This window comes from Mesobacillus sp. ABV4_180 (genome assembly GCF_056158485.1).
Window position 1 is genome coordinate 1,549,990 of the sequence record NZ_JBSWTJ010000001.1, and the last position, 19,699, is coordinate 1,569,688.

18 protein-coding genes are annotated in these 19,699 nt (G+C 43.1%); 14 read left to right on the top strand and 4 right to left on the bottom strand.

The genetic code is table 11. The features are described from left to right. Positions 1 to 51: 51 nt before the first annotated feature. The gene (locus ACXAEA_RS07705) at positions 52 to 186 is read right to left on the bottom strand and encodes a YqzM family protein (protein ID WP_023627242.1); all 135 of its coding nucleotides are present in this window, start codon (positions 184 to 186) and stop codon (positions 52 to 54) included. Between the two features lie 351 nt (positions 187 to 537). Here ACXAEA_RS07705 and holA point away from each other — a divergent pair, with 351 nt between their 5' ends. Further along, positions 538 to 1,560 (top strand): DNA polymerase III subunit delta, encoded by a 1,023-nt coding sequence (gene holA / locus ACXAEA_RS07710; protein WP_475095320.1) that lies wholly within the window; start codon positions 538 to 540, stop codon positions 1,558 to 1,560. A 47-nt stretch (positions 1,561 to 1,607) separates the two neighbouring features. Here the strand turns inward: holA and rpsT are convergent, their stop codons facing one another. Then, complete coding sequence (gene rpsT, locus ACXAEA_RS07715) at positions 1,608 to 1,868, bottom strand: 30S ribosomal protein S20 (protein WP_475095321.1); 261 nt, start codon at positions 1,866 to 1,868, stop codon at positions 1,608 to 1,610. Positions 1,869 to 2,092: 224 nt separating this feature from the next. Here rpsT and gpr point away from each other — a divergent pair, with 224 nt between their 5' ends. The 3 genes from gpr (at position 2,093) to ACXAEA_RS07730 (ending at position 4,894) form a co-directional block, all read left to right on the top strand. Beyond that, positions 2,093 to 3,217 (top strand): GPR endopeptidase, encoded by a 1,125-nt coding sequence (gene gpr / locus ACXAEA_RS07720; protein WP_475095322.1) that lies wholly within the window; start codon positions 2,093 to 2,095, stop codon positions 3,215 to 3,217. Positions 3,218 to 3,334: 117 nt separating this feature from the next. Next, positions 3,335 to 4,540, top strand: a complete 1,206-nt coding sequence (gene spoIIP, locus ACXAEA_RS07725) for a stage II sporulation protein P (RefSeq protein WP_475095323.1) — start codon at positions 3,335 to 3,337, stop codon at positions 4,538 to 4,540. 21 nt (positions 4,541 to 4,561) lie between these two features. Further along, a complete protein-coding gene (locus ACXAEA_RS07730; RefSeq protein ID WP_475095324.1) occupies positions 4,562 to 4,894 on the top strand; it encodes a YqxA family protein in 333 nt (110 codons plus the stop codon). A 984-nt stretch (positions 4,895 to 5,878) separates the two neighbouring features. Here ACXAEA_RS07730 and ACXAEA_RS07735 read toward each other — a convergent pair. Beyond that, the gene (locus ACXAEA_RS07735; protein ID WP_475095325.1) at positions 5,879 to 6,784 is read right to left on the bottom strand and encodes a nuclease-related domain-containing protein; all 906 of its coding nucleotides are present in this window, start codon (positions 6,782 to 6,784) and stop codon (positions 5,879 to 5,881) included. 190 nt (positions 6,785 to 6,974) lie between these two features. On the opposite strand from ACXAEA_RS07735, the gene lepA reads away from it, so the two are divergent. From lepA to mtaB, 9 genes are all read left to right on the top strand, one after another. Further along, positions 6,975 to 8,810, top strand: a complete 1,836-nt coding sequence (gene lepA / locus ACXAEA_RS07740) for a translation elongation factor 4 (RefSeq protein WP_475095326.1) — start codon at positions 6,975 to 6,977, stop codon at positions 8,808 to 8,810. Between the two features lie 127 nt (positions 8,811 to 8,937). Beyond that, positions 8,938 to 10,077: a radical SAM family heme chaperone HemW gene (hemW, locus tag ACXAEA_RS07745; RefSeq protein ID WP_475095327.1), complete on the top strand. Its 1,140-nt coding sequence runs from the start codon at positions 8,938 to 8,940 to the stop codon at positions 10,075 to 10,077. A 76-nt stretch (positions 10,078 to 10,153) separates the two neighbouring features. Further along, positions 10,154 to 11,185 (top strand): heat-inducible transcriptional repressor HrcA, encoded by a 1,032-nt coding sequence (gene hrcA, locus ACXAEA_RS07750; RefSeq protein ID WP_475095328.1) that lies wholly within the window; start codon positions 10,154 to 10,156, stop codon positions 11,183 to 11,185. A 162-nt stretch (positions 11,186 to 11,347) separates the two neighbouring features. Next, positions 11,348 to 11,932, top strand: a complete 585-nt coding sequence (gene grpE, locus ACXAEA_RS07755; RefSeq protein WP_475095329.1) for a nucleotide exchange factor GrpE — start codon at positions 11,348 to 11,350, stop codon at positions 11,930 to 11,932. A 36-nt stretch (positions 11,933 to 11,968) separates the two neighbouring features. Continuing rightward, positions 11,969 to 13,801: a molecular chaperone DnaK gene (gene dnaK / locus ACXAEA_RS07760; protein WP_475095330.1), complete on the top strand. Its 1,833-nt coding sequence runs from the start codon at positions 11,969 to 11,971 to the stop codon at positions 13,799 to 13,801. 187 nt (positions 13,802 to 13,988) lie between these two features. Beyond that, positions 13,989 to 15,113, top strand: a complete 1,125-nt coding sequence (gene dnaJ, locus ACXAEA_RS07765; RefSeq protein ID WP_475095331.1) for a molecular chaperone DnaJ — start codon at positions 13,989 to 13,991, stop codon at positions 15,111 to 15,113. Positions 15,114 to 15,132: 19 nt separating this feature from the next. Next, complete coding sequence (gene prmA / locus ACXAEA_RS07770; RefSeq protein WP_475095332.1) at positions 15,133 to 16,071, top strand: 50S ribosomal protein L11 methyltransferase; 939 nt, start codon at positions 15,133 to 15,135, stop codon at positions 16,069 to 16,071. An 80-nt stretch (positions 16,072 to 16,151) separates the two neighbouring features. After that, entirely contained in the window at positions 16,152 to 16,901 is a 750-nt protein-coding gene (locus ACXAEA_RS07775; RefSeq protein ID WP_475095333.1) for a 16S rRNA (uracil(1498)-N(3))-methyltransferase, read from the top strand. 5 nt (positions 16,902 to 16,906) lie between these two features. After that, a complete protein-coding gene (gene mtaB, locus ACXAEA_RS07780; RefSeq protein WP_475095334.1) occupies positions 16,907 to 18,259 on the top strand; it encodes a tRNA (N(6)-L-threonylcarbamoyladenosine(37)-C(2))-methylthiotransferase MtaB in 1,353 nt (450 codons plus the stop codon). 109 nt (positions 18,260 to 18,368) lie between these two features. On the opposite strand, the gene ACXAEA_RS07785 is transcribed toward mtaB, so the two are convergent. After that, positions 18,369 to 19,307 (bottom strand): Na/Pi symporter, encoded by a 939-nt coding sequence (locus tag ACXAEA_RS07785; protein ID WP_475095335.1) that lies wholly within the window; start codon positions 19,305 to 19,307, stop codon positions 18,369 to 18,371. 208 nt (positions 19,308 to 19,515) lie between these two features. On the opposite strand from ACXAEA_RS07785, the gene rpsU reads away from it, so the two are divergent. After that, entirely contained in the window at positions 19,516 to 19,689 is a 174-nt protein-coding gene (gene rpsU / locus ACXAEA_RS07790) for a 30S ribosomal protein S21 (protein ID WP_015595024.1), read from the top strand. Positions 19,690 to 19,699: the final 10 nt, after the last annotated feature.

Genomic DNA, 19,699 nt, shown 5'->3' on the forward strand with positions numbered 1-19,699 from the left:
AGAGACTGCATTATAATGCAGTCTCCATAACTTTATCCTATGTAGTCGTGATTAACTTCCGATTAGCTGCACGACTGTCGCAATAATGAACATTGTTGCAAAGAATCCAAAAGAAACGATGAATCCAACACCTGAGTCAACAGCGTCATTGCGATTGCTTTGGACATTCTCTTCGAATTGATTCACAGTCAATCCCCCCTATAATTTCTTTAATAGTATAAGCGATTCAATATAAAAAATCCAGTGTTCTCTGCACAGCTCTGTTTTAGGCAAATACTGTTTCTTGCTTGTAATTTCATGTGTGCGTCAATGTACCAAGAGTTGACACAAATACTTTTCCCTCTTGAGGCAAAAATAATCTTAACTTCGATGCACCGCTGCCATATAAGTATCCTAGGCCTTATATGACAGCGTTCAATATAAATAGGGGAATTGGCCCGTATAGACGGTGCTAATTCCCTTAGAATGCTTGTCAAAATGTCCAAGCTTCTTTACGATAGGATTATGGCAAAACTGGATTGAACGGAGCGGTAGAAAGTGGTATTGGACATTTGGAAGAAAATCAGCAAGAAACAGGTTGATCCTGTCTATTTATTATTTGGAACAGAAGCCTTCTTAATAAATGAAACGAAGCAATTATTGGTTGACCATGTATTGGATGAAGAAGAAAAAGATTTTAATTTTTCGGTTTATGATCTCGAGGAAACACCGATAGAAGCCGCACTGGAAGATGCGGAAACGTTTCCTTTCATGGGGGAGAAAAGGCTTGTCATCCTGCAGAACCCTGTTTTTCTCACTTCTGAAAAATCAAAAGGTAAAGTTGAACATAATCTTGCAAAGCTGGAGGAATATCTCGCACAGCCTGCACCCTATTCAATTGTAGTATTTTCAGCACCTTATGAAAAACTGGATGAACGAAAAAAAGTAACCAAAGAATTGAAAAGGAAAGCAACAGTCGTAGAGGCGAAAAAGCTGTCTGAAGCTGAAATTAAATCCTGGGTAAAAGAACGAGCCGAGGCAAATGGAGCGGTAATTGAACAGGATGCGATAGAATTGCTGCTGTCACTCGCTGGAACGAATCTATTCATGTTAACTTCCGAAATTGACAAACTGGCGCTCTATGCCGGCGAAAACCAGAAAATCAGCAAAGAAATCGTCGACCGCCTGACAGCCCGGTCGCTTGAACAGAACATTTTCTCACTGGTAGACAAAGTAGTGCACAGGAATGTCGAAGCAGCATTAAGGATTTATTATGATTTATTAAAACAGAATGAAGAACCTATCAAAATCCTCTCGGTCATTACAGGCCAGTTCAGGCTGATCTATCAGGTGAAGGAACTTGCCCGCAAAGGATACGGCCAGCAGCAGATTGCCGGGACCTTGAAGATCCATCCGTTCAGGGTAAAACTTGCTGCAGGACAGGCAGGGTCATTTTCAGATGAAGAATTGACGAGAATTATTAAACTCCTCGCCGATGCTGATTATCAAATGAAAACAGGCGGCATGAAAAAAGAGATGCTGATCGAGATGATCCTATTCCAGATTAATGGAAGGAAATAAACAAATAAAAAAACGACCCCTCGAGGTCGTTTTTTTATTTTGGCAAATTAGCCATTAGCATTTAATTTTTTCATTAAACGGGCTTTTTTGCGGGCAGCTGCGTTTTTGTGGATAAGACCTTTAGCTGCTGCTTTATCAAGCTTGCTAGCTGCTTGAGCGAAAGAAGCTTTTGCTTCAGTATCGTTGTTCACGATTGCTGATTCAGCTTTCTTAACTGCTGTACGCATAGAAGATTTAACAGTCATGTTTTGAGCTTTGCTCGCTTCACTAGTTTTTACACGTTTGATTGCAGATTTAATGTTTGGCATTCCGTTCACCTCCTAAAAAAGCATCGAGATTTTATGGAACTCGACATTTCCAGTACATTTCTTATTTATTAAGAACAAATGATATTTTATCAAACAGGGGTTAATAATGCAATACTCTGCTTTAATTTAAGTCGGGACGAGCGTGAATGTTTTTTACTGTAAAAGGAAAAGATAGGCAATAGTATGCTGTTTAGCAGCCAAACTGTATTTGGAGGAGTGCGACAATGAATGAATCCGTAGACTTGAGCATGTATTCAATCAGGACTGACCTGGCTGTCGAAGCAAGGGAAATGGTGCTTGCAGACCAGGCGGGAACTGTCCAGGGCCAGGAAAACCTTTCACAAATTGAGGGTGTCATCATAAAGGAAAAAGAAGAAAATGATATAAAAATTTCCCTGGTTGAGGTAACAGCTGAGGGGGAAAAGAACCTGGGCAAGAAACAGGGGCAATATTTGACAATCGAAGTTGTCGGCATTCGCCAGCAGGACAGCGAGCTGCAAGGAAAAGTAGAAAATGTATTCGCCCACGAATTCGCCCATTTTTTAAGACAGGCTGGCATCAAGGAAGATGCATCCTGTCTCGTCGTAGGTTTGGGAAACTGGAATGTGACCCCTGATGCACTCGGCCCGCTCGTATGTGAAAACCTTCTTGTGACAAGGCATTTATTCGAGCTTCAGCCTGAGTATGTCGATGATGGGTACCGTCCGGTAAGTGCGCTTTCCCCTGGGGTTATGGGTTTAACCGGAATCGAAACCTCTGACATTATTTTTGGAGTCGTAGAAAAAACAAAGCCTGACTTTGTCATTGCGATTGATGCTCTGGCATCCCGCTCGATTGAAAGAGTCAATGCGACAATCCAAATCTCAGATACAGGCATCCATCCCGGATCAGGTGTAGGGAATAAAAGGAAAGAGATAAGTAAAGAAACACTGGGTATTCCGGTAATCGCAATAGGGGTTCCTACGGTAGTCGACGCTGTCTCCATCACGAGCGATACTATCGATTTTATCCTTAAGCATTTCGGCAAGGAAATGAGAGAAGGCAATAAGCCTTCCAGGTCTCTTGTTCCAGCGGGGATGAGTTTCGGAAAAAGAAAGAAACTTACCGAAGAAGACCTTCCAGAAAATCAGCATCGCCAAACCTTCCTTGGGATGGTCGGTACTCTTGAAGATGAAGAAAAGCGCAAGCTCATTTATGAAGTACTGTCGCCAATAGGACATAATCTTATGGTAACTCCTAAAGAAGTAGATGTATTTATTGAAGACATGGCAAACCTGATTGCCAGCGGCCTCAATTCTGCCCTGCATTCGAATGTTGATCAGGGCAATACTGGCATGTACACACATTAGGATTTATTTTGTATGCAAATTAGCTTTTATTTCAAATAGATTACGGATGGATTCCAGGTTCTATCTTCTCTAGCAAAGTCATAACATTTACTAGACTTGCATGAGAGAGGTGGAACAATGAGACTTAATAAACGATCCGGAATTATTGTAGCTATCCAGGGGACTCAGGTTGTAAAAGCCGCACTAGCATTTGTGTTCTTTCTCATTGGGATTTTTTCAATTAGCGGGGCACTGACCTCACTGAGGCCTGAATATCGGATCACTTCTGATTCTGTTAATCAGGCCGCCACAAATCTGAACGGCCAGCTGCTGTTCTCTTTGATGGGTTGGGAAAATCATCAATTTCTGCAGGCTTTGCCTAAAGAGTATGAAACACCAAAGCTGACCAATGTCATGTTCAAGCTTTCTACAAATATCAATCTGGATGACCCGAGAAGCTTGCTGGGAAGAGAACTCCCGGGGTTCTCGTTATTTGACGGAAAGATCCTTGTGGCCGGAGAAGGAACGAATTATACAAATATGCCGATGGAATCAGCTCCACCCATCGATGTATTAAGAGCGGAGCAGGAAGCAGCCCTGCAAAATACAGAGAACCTGCCGGGTACTGCAGAGGGCGATACGGCAGCACCGCCGTTGTCCACCGGTGACCGGAAAGCAGTATATATTTATTTTACGCATACACGGGAATCCTATCTTCCTTACCTGAAGGGTGTAACCGATCCCAATAAAGCCTATCACTCGCAGATGAACGTAACAAAAGTCGGTGACCATTTAAAAGCAGGACTGGAAAAGCGAGGAATCGGCACAACCGTCGATAAAACAGACGTAATGGCTACTCTGAATAAGAAAGGTCTTGGTTTTGGTGATGCCTACCAGGAGTCACGCCCGGTAGTGGAAACCGCAATGGCCGGTGACAGGAATCTGCAGTATTTTATCGATATCCATCGGGACGGTTATCGTAAGGACAAGACAACAATCCAAATTAATGGCAAATCCTATGCGAAACTGGCATTTGTCATTGGTGGAGAAAACGCAAATTACGAGAAAAACCTCGCACTGGCGAAAAAACTGCATAGCCTCCTTGATAAAAAGTACGGTAAGGGGTTAAGCAGGGGAGTCATCGAGAAAAAAGGAGCATCAACGAACGGGAAGTTCAATCAGGACCTATCAGGCAATGCGTTGTTGATAGAGTTCGGTGGTGTTGATAATACATTTGAAGAGTTAAACAGATCAGCCGATGCATTAGCTGATGTATTCAGCGAATTGTACTGGCAGGCAGAAAAAGTAGGGGCCCCTGAACAGCAGCCTCCTGACAAGAAATAAAAAATTGGCAAGGTGATTGAGATGAAAATGTTCATGCTAAAAAGCTTCGTGCTTGTTTCTCTTATGTTCATATCCGTATTGTTCGGCATGCAGCAGGCTAACCAGGGCATCCATAAAATGAAGGGGTATGACGACCCGGAATTCAAAAGTGCTTTCAGCATCAAAGAAGAGGAAGACGGCTCCTACAAGAGCGCAATCCTCGGCAACGATGTCTCCAGCCATGACCTCGAACAAAAGCGAAAAAAACTAGAAGAAATGAAAGCATTCAATCTCTTCTCATCACTCGGCAAAACCCTGGCAGAAGCCGTCTCCACTGTCATCGAGAAAACCGTAAAATTGATCACTGGAAAGTAGCAGCGGGCTTTAGTCCCGCTGTTTTCGTTTTTTATCAATATAATAGGCGTAAATATGGTTGACTTGGTTAGGACAGTCACTAGTGATGATGATTAGCGCACGATAAATTCAGATGTTGGAAAACAGAAGAGTGAATGGGTCCGTGAAATAAATAAGATGAAAAAATAGGTCGCTAATAAAAGTGATTGGTGACCGATAAATCTAGAATTTGGAAAAATCGGTCACAAATGAGAGTGATTGCTGTCTGCAAAATCCAGAATATAGAAAAATAAGTCATCAATAAGGTTGATTGGTGCCCGATAAATCCATAAAATGGGAAAATGGATCATCAATAAGAGTGATTGATACCCGTGAAATCCATAAGATGGAAAAACGGGTCACCAATAAGAGTGATTGATACCCGTGAAATCCATAAGATGGATAAACGGGTCACCAATAAGAGTGATTGATACCCGTGAAATCCATAAGATGGAAAAACAGGTTCCCAATAAGATTGATTGGCGCCCGATAAATCCATAAAATGGGAAAATGGATCATCAATAAGAGTGATTAATACCCGTGAAATCCATAATATGGAAAAACAGGTTTCCAATAAGATTGATTGGCGCCTGATTAATCCATAAAATGGGAAAATGAATCATCAATAAGAGTGATTGATACCCGTGAAATACATAAGATGGAAAAACAGGTCACCAATAAGAGTGATTGATACCCGTGAAATCCATAAGATGGATAAACGGGTCACCAATAAGAGTGATTGATACCCGTGAAATCCATAAGATGGAAAAACAGGTCACTAATAAGAGCAATTGGAATCCGATAAATCCACAATATGGAAAAGTGAGTCACCAATAAGATCGATTTGCACCTAATAAATCTAGAAGATAAAATGTCTTGCCCCCAATTCAGCTAATGGCATTAAGAAACGAAAATAAAAAGAATCAGGTCACCGAAGACTTTACCAGTGATGACCTGATTTTTTATCTATTCATAATATGACCATTGACCATATCCTGTAACTTTAAAAGACTCCTTTAATATTTGCCTGATTGCCTTCTGCGGAAAAACACCAGCATTCCACTCATGGATTGCACCAGTAGAGATCCTATTAGTTGGATATAAGATCTGATAGTCCTCTATACTCCTTAATAGAGCGTTTTTCGTATTCTCATGCTTTCCGCATTTTTTGCAGGTTAAAATTAAAGTATGATATTCTTCTATAACCGAACCACAGGATTTGCAAAACACACCTTTTCGCAGTTGTTCATATTCGTACTTGGGTATCTTTGTGAATGGGGATTTGGTTAAATGAAATGAGAGTAATTTTTCCGATAGTCTTTCATGGTAGTTAGTCAAAGTTGAGTTCTGATTGTCCATCTGGTGGATAAAACGGTTAAGCTTGGTTGGGAGGATGATCCGCTTGTCGAGAGGGGCCTGATATAAGGTGAATTCGGGATTGACAAAAACGAGATAAGCTTCAATGTGGATTTTCACACCAATGCTATACAATAATTGTCTTAATAGAGAGACGTTCCTTTCCAGCTGTAGTATTGGATTTTTCACTTCACTTCCGTTAATCTTTTTGAATTTGCCATCATCAAAATAATATTCTCCTTCAAAGTTCTTAACCTCAAATAGATAGCCAAAGTTTTGCAAAATCACCAGGGAGTCAATCTGGAAGTGTGAGTGACTCCATTCTAACAGCAGGTCGCTAAGCACATAACATTCGTTTTTTAATCTCTGCAGGTATCCATCAAACATAATCTCGCCTTCATATCCTTTTTGAAGATTTAAGTAATAGTTCCTCTCTTTTTCTGCCAGTTCCATTCGCGTGTTCAATACCCTGAGAATCCTTAATTCCTCTGACTCAGTACGATTCTTTAAAAACATATTCCACATCCTTTCTACATTCATTTTAACAAATGAGTTCCTAATATTCTGTGAACATTTTGAGGACGCTGCCCAGCATGGCTTCTATCAATCATCCAGCGTACTTCCTCTTTTATTTATTGAATCTTGATATTCCTGCTGATATAATCAACAATAGTGTACATGCGCGAGTATAGTAGGAGTGAACGCAATGAACAGAGAAGATAGACTTAATAGACAAAGCAAAATACGAAATTTTTCGATCATCGCCCATATAGACCATGGTAAGTCTACGCTGGCTGACCGTATCCTTGAAAAGACGAATGCATTGACTGCCCGTGAAATGAAGGATCAGCTGCTGGATTCAATGGATCTTGAGCGTGAACGCGGAATTACGATAAAACTGAATTCAGTACAATTAAAGTATCAGGCGAAGGATGGAGAAATCTACACCTTCCATCTAATCGATACGCCGGGACACGTAGACTTCACATACGAAGTTTCCCGAAGCCTTGCTGCATGTGAAGGAGCAGTTCTTGTTGTCGACGCGGCACAGGGAATCGAGGCACAGACGCTTGCGAACGTTTACCTGGCAATCGACAATGATCTGGAAATCGTACCAGTCATCAATAAAATCGATTTGCCAAGTGCAGATCCTGAACGTGTAAGAAATGAAATTGAAGAAGTGATCGGCCTGGATGCCTCGGAAGCTGTTCTTGCATCTGCAAAAGCAGGAATCGGGATTGAAGACATCTTAGAGCAAATCGTCGAGAAGGTTCCTGCTCCAGAGGGAGACCCTGAAGCTCCTTTAAAAGCATTGATCTTCGACTCTTTGTATGACGCATACCGCGGCGTAGTCGCTTATATCCGTGTCGTCGATGGCACGGTAAAGGTTGGCGACAAAATCAAAATGATGGCGACGGGTAAAGAATTTGAAGTGACGGAAGTGGGAGTATTCACACCGAAGGCAACCCCTGCACCTGAATTAACTGTCGGTGATGTAGGATTCCTGACTGCTGCGATCAAGAACGTTGGCGACACACGTGTTGGTGATACAATCACGAATGCGAAAAACGGCGCTGTTGAACCGCTTCCAGGTTACCGCCGCTTGAACCCAATGGTATATTGCGGTCTGTATCCAATCGATTCAGCTAAATTCAATGATTTAAGGGAAGCACTTGAAAAATTGGAGCTGAACGATTCAGCGCTTCAATTCGAACCGGAAACTTCACAGGCGTTAGGCTTCGGTTTCCGCTGTGGATTCCTGGGACTTCTTCATATGGAGATCATCCAGGAGCGCATCGAGCGTGAATTCAAGATTGATTTGATCACAACGGCGCCAAGCGTAATTTATGATGTCATCATGACGGATGGAACTCAAATTAAAGTCGATAACCCATCCAACATGCCTGATCCACAGAAAATTGACCGTGTTGAAGAGCCTTATGTAAAAGCAACAATGATGGCGCCAAATGACTATGTTGGAGCAATCATGGAGCTTTGCCAGGAAAAGCGCGGTATCTTTATCGATATGCAATATATGGATGAAACGCGTGTCAGCATCGTGTATGAAATTCCATTATCTGAAATCGTTTATGATTTCTTCGACCAGCTTAAATCAAGCACAAAAGGCTATGCTTCGTTCGATTATGAATTAATCGGCTACAAGCCTTCCAAGCTTGTAAAGATGGATATCTTGCTAAACGCTGAAAAAGTTGACGCATTAAGCTTCATCGTTCACAAGGACTTTGCTTATGAACGCGGGAAGATCATCGTAGATAAGCTGAGAGACCTTATTCCACGACAGCAATTCGAGGTGCCTATCCAGGCGGCAATCGGACAAAAAATCGTTGCCCGCTCCACGATCAAGGCGATGCGTAAAAACGTATTGGCTAAATGTTACGGTGGGGACATCTCACGTAAGCGTAAGCTCCTTGAGAAACAAAAAGAAGGTAAGAAGCGCATGAAGCAGGTTGGTTCTGTTGAAGTGCCGCAGGAAGCCTTCATGGCAGTCCTAAAAATGGACGACACTAATACGAAGAAATAAAATATCAGGGGAGGCTGGATGTGCTTGTTAAGGCAAGTGTTTCTGGCCTCTTTTTTCAATAGGTGTTTTCGCGCTGGCGGAATGAGCCTATATCATGTCTGAATAAGTCACTAGGAAGTGATCCAATATGAAAGCAGCATACATCCATATTCCGTTTTGCCATCATATTTGCCATTATTGTGATTTCAACAAAGTGTTCATGAAAGGGCAGCCTGTTGATGAATATCTCGAGTCGCTCGAGAAGGAAATGGAACTAACGGTAAAAGGAAAAAAAGATGTGCTTGAAACGGTTTTTGTCGGTGGCGGCACGCCTACTGCACTAAATGAAAAACAGCTCGAGAAGCTTGTTTTGGGTATAAACAGGCAGTTGAAAATCGACAGCAGCACGGAATATACATTCGAAGCAAATCCAGGGGATCTTTCAAAAGAGAAGCTGGCCATACTGAAAAATGCTGGAGTCAATCGCCTGAGTTTTGGCGTCCAGACCTTCAACGATGACCTTCTAAAAAGGATTGGCAGGAGCCACCGGGCAATGGATGTTTTTGAATCCATCGAGAACGCAAAAGCAGCAGGCTTCGAGAATATAAGTATTGATCTTATTTACAGCCTCCCTGGCCAGACAAAGAAGGATTTCATCGAATCAATCCGAACGGCTCTGGCATTGGAGCTTGTCCATTATTCGGGGTATTCGCTGATCATCGAACCGAAGACAGTATTCTATAACCTCATGCAAAAAGGGAAGCTGCCACTCCCAGGTGAGGATGCAGAGGCTGAAATGTACGAGACTCTCATGGAGCAAATGGAGAAGCATGGTTTAAGACAGTATGAGATCAGCAATTTTGCTGTTCCCGGATATGAAAGCAGGCATAATATCACCTACTGGAACAATGAGGAATATTATGGATTCGGAGCCGGAGCACATGGATATGTGAACGGCATGAGACAGTCGAATTACGGCCCGCTTAAGAAATACATCGAGCCAATCTCAAAAGGGGAACTGCCAATCATGGATTCCCATAAAGTGACTCCTGAGGAACAGATGGAAGAAGAAATGTTCCTTGGCCTAAGAAAGACGGAAGGTGTCTCGATTCGACATTTCCAGGAAAAATTCAATCAGGATCCAACTGTAATTTTTGGTGAACAAATCAAAGATTGGACCGCAAAAGGACTATTGAAAACGGATGGTGTTCGAGTCTTTCTTACCCGGGAAGGAAGGCTGCTCGGAAATGAAGTTTTTCAGTCTTTTATTGGGGTATCAAATCATTGACATCCTCAGCTTTTATTGATAAATTATTTTTAGAATTAGCACTCGTTATTATAGAGTGCTAACAGAGGTGATGATGTTGTTAACAGATCGTCAGGTGCTTATATTGCAGGTGATTGTTGATGACTTTATTCGTTCAGCTCAGCCGATAGGTTCAAGGAGCTTGTCGAAAAAAGAGGAAATTACATTCAGTTCGGCGACAATCCGAAATGAAATGGCAGATCTGGAGGACATGGGGTTCATTGAGAAAACCCATACCTCATCCGGAAGAATCCCTTCCGAAAAAGGCTATCGCTTTTATGTCGATAATCTGCTTTTGCCGCAAAAAGTTAATCATTCAGATATGGCAGCGATTAAGTCCATTTTTGCTGAAAGAATTTATGAACTTGAAAAAATTGTACAAAAATCAGCCAAAATCCTGTCTGAAATGACCAACTATACATCGATTGTTTTAGGGCCTGCCGTAAAGGACAATAAATTGAAAAGGCTGCAGATTGTTCCGTTGAACAAGGACACAGCGATTGCCATCATCGTTACGGATACAGGCCATGTGGAAAACAGGATGTTCCATTTTCCGACCAGCGTCGATCCATCTGATGTTGAAAAAATGGTCAATATCCTGAATGAACGTTTGGCTGGCGTACCGCTAATGAATCTTAATTCTAAGATTTATAAGGAGATTGCTGAGCTCTTGCGCAACCATATAAGCAGCTATGATACACTCCTGAATACCATTACGGATACCCTGAACATGCCTGCGCATGATAAAGTGTTTTTTGGCGGAAAGACAAATATCCTCAGCCAGCCTGAGTTCAACGATGTGGATAAAATCCGCAGCCTGATGAACATGATTGAGCAGGAAGATGGACTCTATCAGCTGATCAGGAAGAATCCGGCCGGCATCAATGTGAAAATAGGTACCGAAAATGATAACTCGGCTATGGAAAACTGCAGTCTGATAACCGCGACTTATTCCATGGGTGCTGAAAAACTGGGTACCATTGCTGTTTTAGGCCCCACAAGAATGGAATATTCGCGTGTCATTAGCTTGCTGCAGCTGATCAGCACAGATTTGTCAAAGGTATTGACAGAGCTGTATCAAAATAAATAGGCATGGAAATATTGATTAAGGGTGGAACAGCCTGTTCCATCCCGAATCGTCATGTGTTTTCTACTGAAGCATCTGCTTCGTTGAAATATAAACATAAACCAGGTTTTCACTGGCTACGCGGCTCATAACGGTGCCGCCATACTTTGAGGGAGGTGAGTTAACGTGACAGAAGAGAAAAACACTGAGCAAGAATTGAACAGCCAATTGGAAGAAGAAACGGTTGAAGAAGTTTTTGCGGAAAGCGAAGCTTCTGAAACGGAAGAAATTCCAGCTCAAGAGGAAGACCAAAATCCACTGCAGCAAAAAATCGCTGAATTGGAAGGGAAGCTTGAGGAAGCCGACAACCGTTACTTGCGCCTGCAGGCTGACTTTGATAACTTCAGACGCCGTTCAAGAATTGAACTTGATGCGAGCGCTAAATATAGAGCACAAAGCATTATTACAGACCTGCTTCCGGCCATCGATAATTTCGAGCGCGCCATGAAAATGGAAGTGGATAATGAACAGGCAAAATCCCTTATGCAGGGTGTAGAAATGGTGTATCGCAGTTTGCTTGATGCCCTGAAAAATGAGGGTGTTGAAGTGATTGAAGCGGTTGGCAAGGAATTTGACCCGCATCTTCATCAAGCCGTCATGCAGGCTGAAGATGAAAATTACGGACCTAACATTGTTGTTGAAGAATTCCAAAAAGGCTATATGCTAAAGGACCGTATCATTCGTCCGGCAATGGTAAAAGTGAACCAATAACAGTGGTTACATAAATGAACCAGGAGGTAATTGAAAATGAGTAAAATCATTGGTATTGACTTAGGAACAACTAATTCTTGTGTTGCCGTGCTTGAAGGCGGCGAACCAAAGGTAATCCCGAATCCGGAAGGAAACAGAACAACTCCTTCTGTTATCGCGTTCAAAAACGGCGAACGCCAGGTTGGTGAGGTAGCAAAGCGCCAGGCAATCACAAACCCTAATACAATCATTTCAATCAAACGCCACATGGGTACTGACCATAAGGTAGAGGCAGAGGGTAAAGAGTATTCTCCGCAGGAATTGTCAGCTGTCATCCTTCAATACTTGAAGTCTTACGCAGAAGACTATCTTGGCGAACCGGTTACAAAGGCAGTCATCACTGTACCAGCATATTTCAATGATGCTGAGCGTCAGGCAACCAAAGATGCAGGAAGAATTGCTGGCCTTGAAGTTGAGCGTATCATCAACGAGCCAACAGCAGCTGCACTTGCTTACGGCCTTGACAAAATGGATGAAGACCAGACGATCCTTGTTTATGACCTTGGCGGCGGTACTTTCGACGTTTCCATCCTTGAACTTGGCGATGGCGTATTCGAAGTTAAAGCTACTGCAGGTGATAACCGTCTTGGTGGAGATGACTTCGACCAGGTAATCATTGACTATTTGGTAGATCAATTCAAAAAAGAGAATGGCATTGACCTTTCAAAAGATAAAATGGCTCTTCAGCGCTTGAAGGATGCTGCAGAGAAAGCAAAGAAGGATCTTTCTGGTGTAACTTCCACACAGATTTCTCTTCCGTTCATCACAGCAGGAGAAGCAGGACCGCTTCACCTTGAAGTCAACATGACTCGTGCTAAATTCGAAGAGCTTTCTGCAGGATTGGTAGAGCGTACAATGGGACCAACTCGCCAGGCTCTTAAGGATGCTGGCTTAAATCCTTCTGAACTTGATAAAGTAATCCTTGTCGGCGGATCTACTCGTATTCCTGCTGTACAGGAAGCAATCAAGAAAGAAACAGGAAAAGAGCCTCACCGAGGTGTTAACCCTGATGAAGTAGTTGCCATGGGTGCAGCAATCCAGGGCGGCGTAATTTCTGGAGATGTTAAGGATGTAGTCCTGCTTGATGTCACTCCGCTTTCACTTGGTATTGAAACAATGGGCGGTGTATTCACTAAGCTTATTGACCGCAACACAACAATCCCGACATCTAAATCCCAGGTGTTCTCAACAGCTGCAGACAGCCAGACTGCTGTTGATATCCACGTACTTCAAGGTGAACGTCCAATGGCTGCTGCCAACAAGACTCTTGGCCGTTTCCAATTGACTGATATCCCGCCAGCTCCACGCGGAATTCCACAAATCGAAGTTACTTTTGACATCGATAAGAACGGTATTGTTAATGTTCGCGCGAAGGATCTTGGCACAAACAAGGAACAGCAGATCACAATCAAGTCATCTACTGGCCTGTCTGATGAAGAAATCGAACGCATGGTAAGAGAAGCGGAAGAAAACGCTGAAGCGGATAAGAAGCTTAAAGAAGAAGTGGAACTTCGAAATGAAGCTGACCAGCTTGTCTTCACTGCTGAAAAGACTTTAAAAGATCTTGAAGGCAAAGTGGACGAAGAAGAAGTCAAGAAAGCAACCGAAGCTAAAGATGAGCTGAAGGCTGCAATCGAGAAGAACGAAATCGAAGAAATCCGTGCTAAGAAAGACGCTCTTCAAGAGATCGTTACAAACCTGAGCGTCAAGCTATATGAAGAAGCTGCCAAGCAACAACAGGCACAGCAAGGCGCAGACGGACAAGAAGGAAATGCAAAAGACGATAATGTCGTTGACGCAGAATTCGAAGAAGTAAATGACGATAAATAAATCGTCATAACACCAAAAAGTCAAAGTCAGGTCATACTTGGCTTTGGCTTTTTGTTTGTAAGTGTTAAAAAGGAATGAATCAAAAAGAGAGAAAAAATACCGCATATCCAGATGTTTTAAATATTGCGTATGAATGTACGGGAATGTTAAAATTATCTTTATGTGAAAAGATTCGGGAGTGGTAATCATGAGTAAACGGGATTACTATGAAGTCCTCGGAGTCAGTAAGTCGGCTTCGAAGGATGAATTAAAGAAAGCTTACCGCAAGCTTTCTAAACAATTCCATCCGGACATCAACAAAGAGCCGGGAGCAGATGAAAAGTTCAAAGAAGTAAAAGAAGCGTATGAAGTACTAAGCGATGATCAAAAGCGCGCTCAATATGACCAGTTCGGTCATGTCGATCCAAACCAGGGTTTTGGCGGAGGAGACTTCGGAGGCGGTTTTGGAGGGTTTGAAGATATTTTCAATTCCTTCTTTGGCGGAGGCGGCGGCAGACGTCGTGACCCTAATGCGCCAAGACAGGGTGCCGATCTTCAATATACAATGACACTGAAGTTCGAGGAAGCGGTATTTGGCAAGGAAACAGATATTGAAATTCCGCGTGAAGAAGAATGTGATACTTGTGACGGAACAGGTGCAAAACCTGGTACCAAAGTGGATACATGTAAACACTGCCATGGAAGCGGCCAGCTGAACGTTGAACAAAACACGCCTTTTGGCCGGATTGTAAATCGCCGTGTCTGCCATTACTGTAATGGAACGGGCAAAGAAATTAAAGAAAAATGTACAACATGTTCCGGAACAGGGAAAGTTACCAGAAGGAACAAAATTCATGTTAAAATTCCTGCTGGGGTTGATGATGGCCAGCAATTAAGAGTGGCAGGAAAAGGCGAACCTGGAATCAATGGTGGACCTTCTGGGGACCTTTATATTGTGTTCCACATAAGGTCGCATGAATTTTTCGAGCGTGATGGCGATGATATTTATTGTGAAATGCCAATCACATTCGTTCAGGCAGCCCTTGGAGATGAAGTGGAAGTCCCTACAATTCACGGCAAGGTGAAATTGAAAGTCCCTGCCGGAACGCAAACAGGAACGAAATTCCGCTTAAAAGGCAAAGGCGTACCAAATGTCCGTGGTTATGGTACAGGGGACCAGCATGTCATTGTAAAGATTGTAACCCCAACAAAGCTGTCTGAAAAACAAAAGCAGCTGCTGCGCGAATTTGCTGAAGTAAGTGGGCAATCACCGCTTGGGGAGCAGGAAGAAAGCTTTTTTTCAAAAGTAAAACGTGCCTTTAAAGGTGATTAATTGAATGGAGTTGGTATAAATGAAATGGTCTGAAATCAGCATTTTAACAACAAATGAAGCGGTTGAGCCGATTTCAAATATCTTGCACGAAGCAGGCGCAAGCGGCGTCGTCATCGAGGATCCGCTTGAGCTTGAGAAGGAAAGAGAGGACCAGTTCGGAGAAATATACCAACTTAATCCAGACGATTATCCAGAAGAAGGCGTCATCATAAAAGCCTATCTCCCTGTAAACAGCTTCCTGGGGGAGACGGTTGATGAAATAAAGGAAGCAATCAATAACCTGATCATTTACAATATCGATATCGGTTTGAACAAAGTATCGATCAGCGAAGTGAATGAGGAAGAATGGGCAACTGCCTGGAAAAAGTACTATAACCCAGTGAAAATTTCAGAGAAGTTCACAATTGTGCCAACCTGGGAAGATTACACACCAGTCAACACGGATGAATTGATCATCGAACTTGATCCAGGGATGGCTTTTGGAACAGGCACCCATCCGACAACTGTGATGTGCATTCAGGCCCTTGAAAGAACTGTTAAGCCAGGAGACCGTGTTGTTGATGTCGGTACAGGTTCCGGGGTGCTCAGCATCGCAGCAGCGAAACTCGGTGCTGCTAAAGTCGAAGCAATGGATCTTGATGATGTGGCAGTCCAGGTGGCCAAGCTCAACATCAAGCTGAATAAAGTCCAGGATGTCTCGACAGTAACCCAAAACAATCTTTTGGATGGCGTCGCTGATGGCGCAGATATCGTAGTCGCGAATATCCTCGCTGAAGTGATCGTGCGTTTCGCAGATGATGCAGGCAAAATTGTGAAAAATGGCGGTTATTTTATTACTTCAGGTATCATTCAGCAAAAGAAAGAAGTCGTCAAGGATGCGATGATCAACGCAGGTTTTGAAATAGAAGAGATTATTTCGATGGAAGACTGGGTTGCGATCATCAGCAAAAAGAAATAATGTGAAAAAAGGGGGAACAGCTTAACCCCTTTTTTCTGTCTTTTTTTAAAAAACAGCTTAATTCGAAAGTGGGTGCTGTGGTGCAGCGTTATTTTATTGATGAACAAGTGAATGTGGAGCAGTTCAATATTAACGGCGATGATTATCATCACATTGTACGTGTAATGAGAATGAAGGCTGGGGAAGAAATCATCTGTGTCACGCCCACTGGAAAAAGCGCGGTTTGCCAGATTGCAGAAATTACCAATGAAATCGTTGTGGCAAACGTTGTAAAATGGGAGGAAGGGACGACGGAGCTTCCGGTCCATGTCGTGATTGCGAGCGGTCTGCCCAAAGGGGATAAGCTCGAATTGATTATTCAGAAGGGTACTGAACTCGGTGCATATGAATTTGTCCCTTTTACTGCATCCCGCTCAATTGTTAAATGGGACGGCAAGAAAGCTGCCAAAAAGGTTGAACGATGGCAGAAGATTGCCAAGGAAGCTGCTGAACAGTCCCATCGCAGCTGGGTTCCGGAAGTGAAAGAACCGATCAGCTTTAAAGAACTTATTAAAGTGAGCTGTGAGTATACTTTTAAACTTGTTGCCTATGAGGAACAAGCAAGGGAGGGAGAAGCATCTGCCCTGTCTTCTATTCTCTCGAAATTGCAGGAGGGTGACAGTCTCCTGATTGTATTTGGACCTGAAGGGGGCCTGACTTCTGAAGAAGTTGCCCTTTTAACTGACAATGGATTTTTAGCATGTGGTCTTGGACCGCGCATTTTGCGTACTGAAACAGCTCCCCTATATGCATTGTCTGCTGTTTCCTATCATTTTGAATTATTGAGGTGAAAATAATGCCTACAGTTGCGTTTCATACATTGGGTTGTAAGGTGAACCATTACGAAACAGAAGCCATTTGGCAGTTATTTAAAGAGCAAGGATATGAGAGAGTAGAGTTTGAATCTACTTCTGATGTATATGTGATCAATACATGTACAGTGACGAATACAGGTGATAAAAAGAGCCGGCAGGTCATCCGCCGTGCTGTCCGTAAAAACCCGGACGGTGTTATTTGTGTTACTGGATGCTACGCCCAAACGTCTCCTGCAGAAATCATGGCAATCCCTGGCGTTGATATTGTTGTAGGAACCCAGGACCGTGTGAAAATGCTTGATTACATTGAACAGTACAAGCAGGAGCGCCAGCCCATCAATGCGGTTGGGAATATCATGAAGAACCGTGTGTATGAAGAACTTGACGTTCCTGCGTTTACAGACAGGACGAGGGCTTCATTAAAGATTCAGGAAGGCTGCAACAATTTCTGTACATTCTGTATCATTCCATGGGCACGTGGCCTTATGAGATCCCGTGATCCACAGGAAGTCATCCGTCAGGCACAGCAGCTTGTCGATGCCGGCTATAAGGAAATTGTCCTTACAGGCATCCACACAGGCGGATATGGCGAAGATATGAAGGATTACAATCTTGCGGCTCTGCTAAGGGATCTAGAAGCTCAAGTCAAGGGCATTAAGCGTCTTCGTATTTCTTCTATTGAAGCCAGCCAGATTACGGATGAAGTCATTGAAGTCATTGACCAGTCAAATATTATCGTCCGTCACCTGCACATTCCGCTTCAATCAGGCTCTGATACTGTATTGAAGAGAATGCGCCGCAAGTATACGATGGAATTTTTCGGAGAGCGTCTGGACCGTTTGAAGGAAGTTTTGCCAGGACTTGCAGTAACGTCAGATATTATCGTCGGTTTCCCTGGTGAAACAGAAGAAGAATTCATGGAAACTTATAATTTCATCAAGAAGCATCAATTCTCTGAGCTTCATGTTTTCCCGTATTCAAAACGAACAGGAACGCCTGCGGCGAGAATGGAAGACCAGGTGGAGGAAGACGTTAAAAATGAACGTGTTCACAGATTGATCCAACTTTCAGACCAGCTTGCAAAAGAATATGCTTCCCAGTTCGAAAATGAAGTACTTGAAGTAATCCCGGAAGAAATCTATAAAGAAGCACCAGAAAGCGGACTTTATGTAGGTTATACAGATAACTACCTGAAAGTCGTATTTCCTGCTTCAGAAGAAATGGTCGGCAAAATTGTTAAGGTCAAAATCGAAAAAGCCGGTTACCCGTTCAATGAAGGTCAATTCGTCCGCGTGCTTGAAGACGAAGCTGTTATTGAAGAAGCGGTAATTTAACTAAATGAATGTAAGAGCTGGCGGAATTAGCCAGCTCTTTTTTTTATGTTTTCAGCTACATAACGCTCTTTTACGCAGCCGGTTAACTATATCAACCACACTACAAGCTTTATCGGCCGCTACGGATGTCCCTTCCATGTAGGAGCTCGATCATCCTCCCAAATCTCTCAGCTAAAGGCAGCACGAATAAAGAAGCGGTAATATTGTAAACGACACTGATATGCGCTAGCTGTACTTCAGGACGGGAAGCTGTCAGTGGAGCGATTGAGGCTATTTGGTCTATGAAAGGATAGAAGGCTGCTGCCCCGGCGACATTGAGCCACACATGGGCATACGCTGTCAGCCTCGCTTCTTTCCCCGCACCAATTGAAGCAAGGAGTGCCGTGATGCAAGTGCCAATATTAGCTCCAAGCATGGCGGCGACTGCTGAATCCATTCGCAAAGTCCCTTCCGACAGGAAACCCATAATGATGCCCGTCATTGCGGTGCTTGATTGAACTAAAGCCGTTAAGATGGTCCCTGTAGCTATACTGATCAAATGGCTGCCATTCAAGTTTGCAAGTGCAGCTTCCACTGCAGGCATATTTGTCACAGGGTCAGCAAGGAAGGAAAAACCCCTCATCGCAGCAAAAACGGCCGCAATACCAAATGAAATCGCGCCAATGTTTTGCCAGGTCTTATTCCTGGAAACCATGAATATCGCGCCAACTACAGCAAACGGCACGATGAAGGCATCGATGTTGAAGGTGATGATTTCGAGCGTGAATGTTGTCCCGATATTTGAACCGAGTATGATGCCGATCGATTGCGAGAATTTCAGCAAGCCTGCAGAAATTAATCCAATTGTAATGACCATTACAGCTGAACTGCTGTGTAATAGCGCAGTCACTATTGTTCCGGCAATCAGGCCTTTCAATGGTGTATCCGTCATGACTGCAAGCCAATTTTTCATCCTGGTGGCGGACAGTTCGAATAATCCTTTCCTGAGCAATGTCATGCCGCCGATGAAAACAGCAAGGAATAATAAAAAAAATAATAGATAGATCATTGTTTTCACCCTTTCATTTAAATGTATGAAAAGGGAAGTGGGACATGCATACTAAATTAATCAGCGTATGGTATCGGGCAAAAACACATAATTTAAAACAAGGGCTAATTACAGTTGACCTCATGCCGGTGTTATATTATAATTGCAAGGTACATGGTTTCCATGTGTTTTGGTGTTAGTGTGTTGTGCTCGGAGGGAGGGAAAGAGAATGTCTAAAACTGTCGTTCGTAAAAACGAATCGCTTGAAGATGCTCTTCGACGCTTCAAACGTACTGTATCTAAATCAGGTACTATCCAAGAAGCTAGAAAGCGCGAATTCTACGAAAAACCTAGTGTAAAGCGTAAGAAAAAGTCTGAAGCTGCTAGAAAACGCAAGTTCTAAGAGAGGGTGG

Bases quoted from the DNA above. Each gene is read 5' to 3' on its own strand.
- mtaB (WP_475095334.1), top strand. From the start codon at position 16,907: ATGCCTACAGTTGCGTTTCATACATTGGGTTGTAAGGTGAACCATTAC.
- prmA (WP_475095332.1), top strand. From the start codon at position 15,133: ATGAAATGGTCTGAAATCAGCATTTTAACAACAAATGAAGCGGTTGAG.
- rpsT (WP_475095321.1), bottom strand. From the start codon at position 1,868: ATGCCAAACATTAAATCTGCAATCAAACGTGTAAAAACTAGTGAAGCG.
- spoIIP (WP_475095323.1), top strand. From the start codon at position 3,335: ATGAGACTTAATAAACGATCCGGAATTATTGTAGCTATCCAGGGGACT.
- dnaJ (WP_475095331.1), top strand. From the start codon at position 13,989: ATGAGTAAACGGGATTACTATGAAGTCCTCGGAGTCAGTAAGTCGGCT.
- ACXAEA_RS07785 (WP_475095335.1), bottom strand. From the start codon at position 19,307: ATGATCTATCTATTATTTTTTTTATTATTCCTTGCTGTTTTCATCGGC.
- dnaK (WP_475095330.1), top strand. From the start codon at position 11,969: ATGAGTAAAATCATTGGTATTGACTTAGGAACAACTAATTCTTGTGTT.
- gpr (WP_475095322.1), top strand. From the start codon at position 2,093: ATGAATGAATCCGTAGACTTGAGCATGTATTCAATCAGGACTGACCTG.
- rpsU (WP_015595024.1), top strand. From the start codon at position 19,516: ATGTCTAAAACTGTCGTTCGTAAAAACGAATCGCTTGAAGATGCTCTT.
- ACXAEA_RS07730 (WP_475095324.1), top strand. From the start codon at position 4,562: ATGAAAATGTTCATGCTAAAAAGCTTCGTGCTTGTTTCTCTTATGTTC.
- hemW (WP_475095327.1), top strand. From the start codon at position 8,938: ATGAAAGCAGCATACATCCATATTCCGTTTTGCCATCATATTTGCCAT.
- ACXAEA_RS07735 (WP_475095325.1), bottom strand. From the start codon at position 6,784: ATGTTTTTAAAGAATCGTACTGAGTCAGAGGAATTAAGGATTCTCAGG.
- lepA (WP_475095326.1), top strand. From the start codon at position 6,975: ATGAACAGAGAAGATAGACTTAATAGACAAAGCAAAATACGAAATTTT.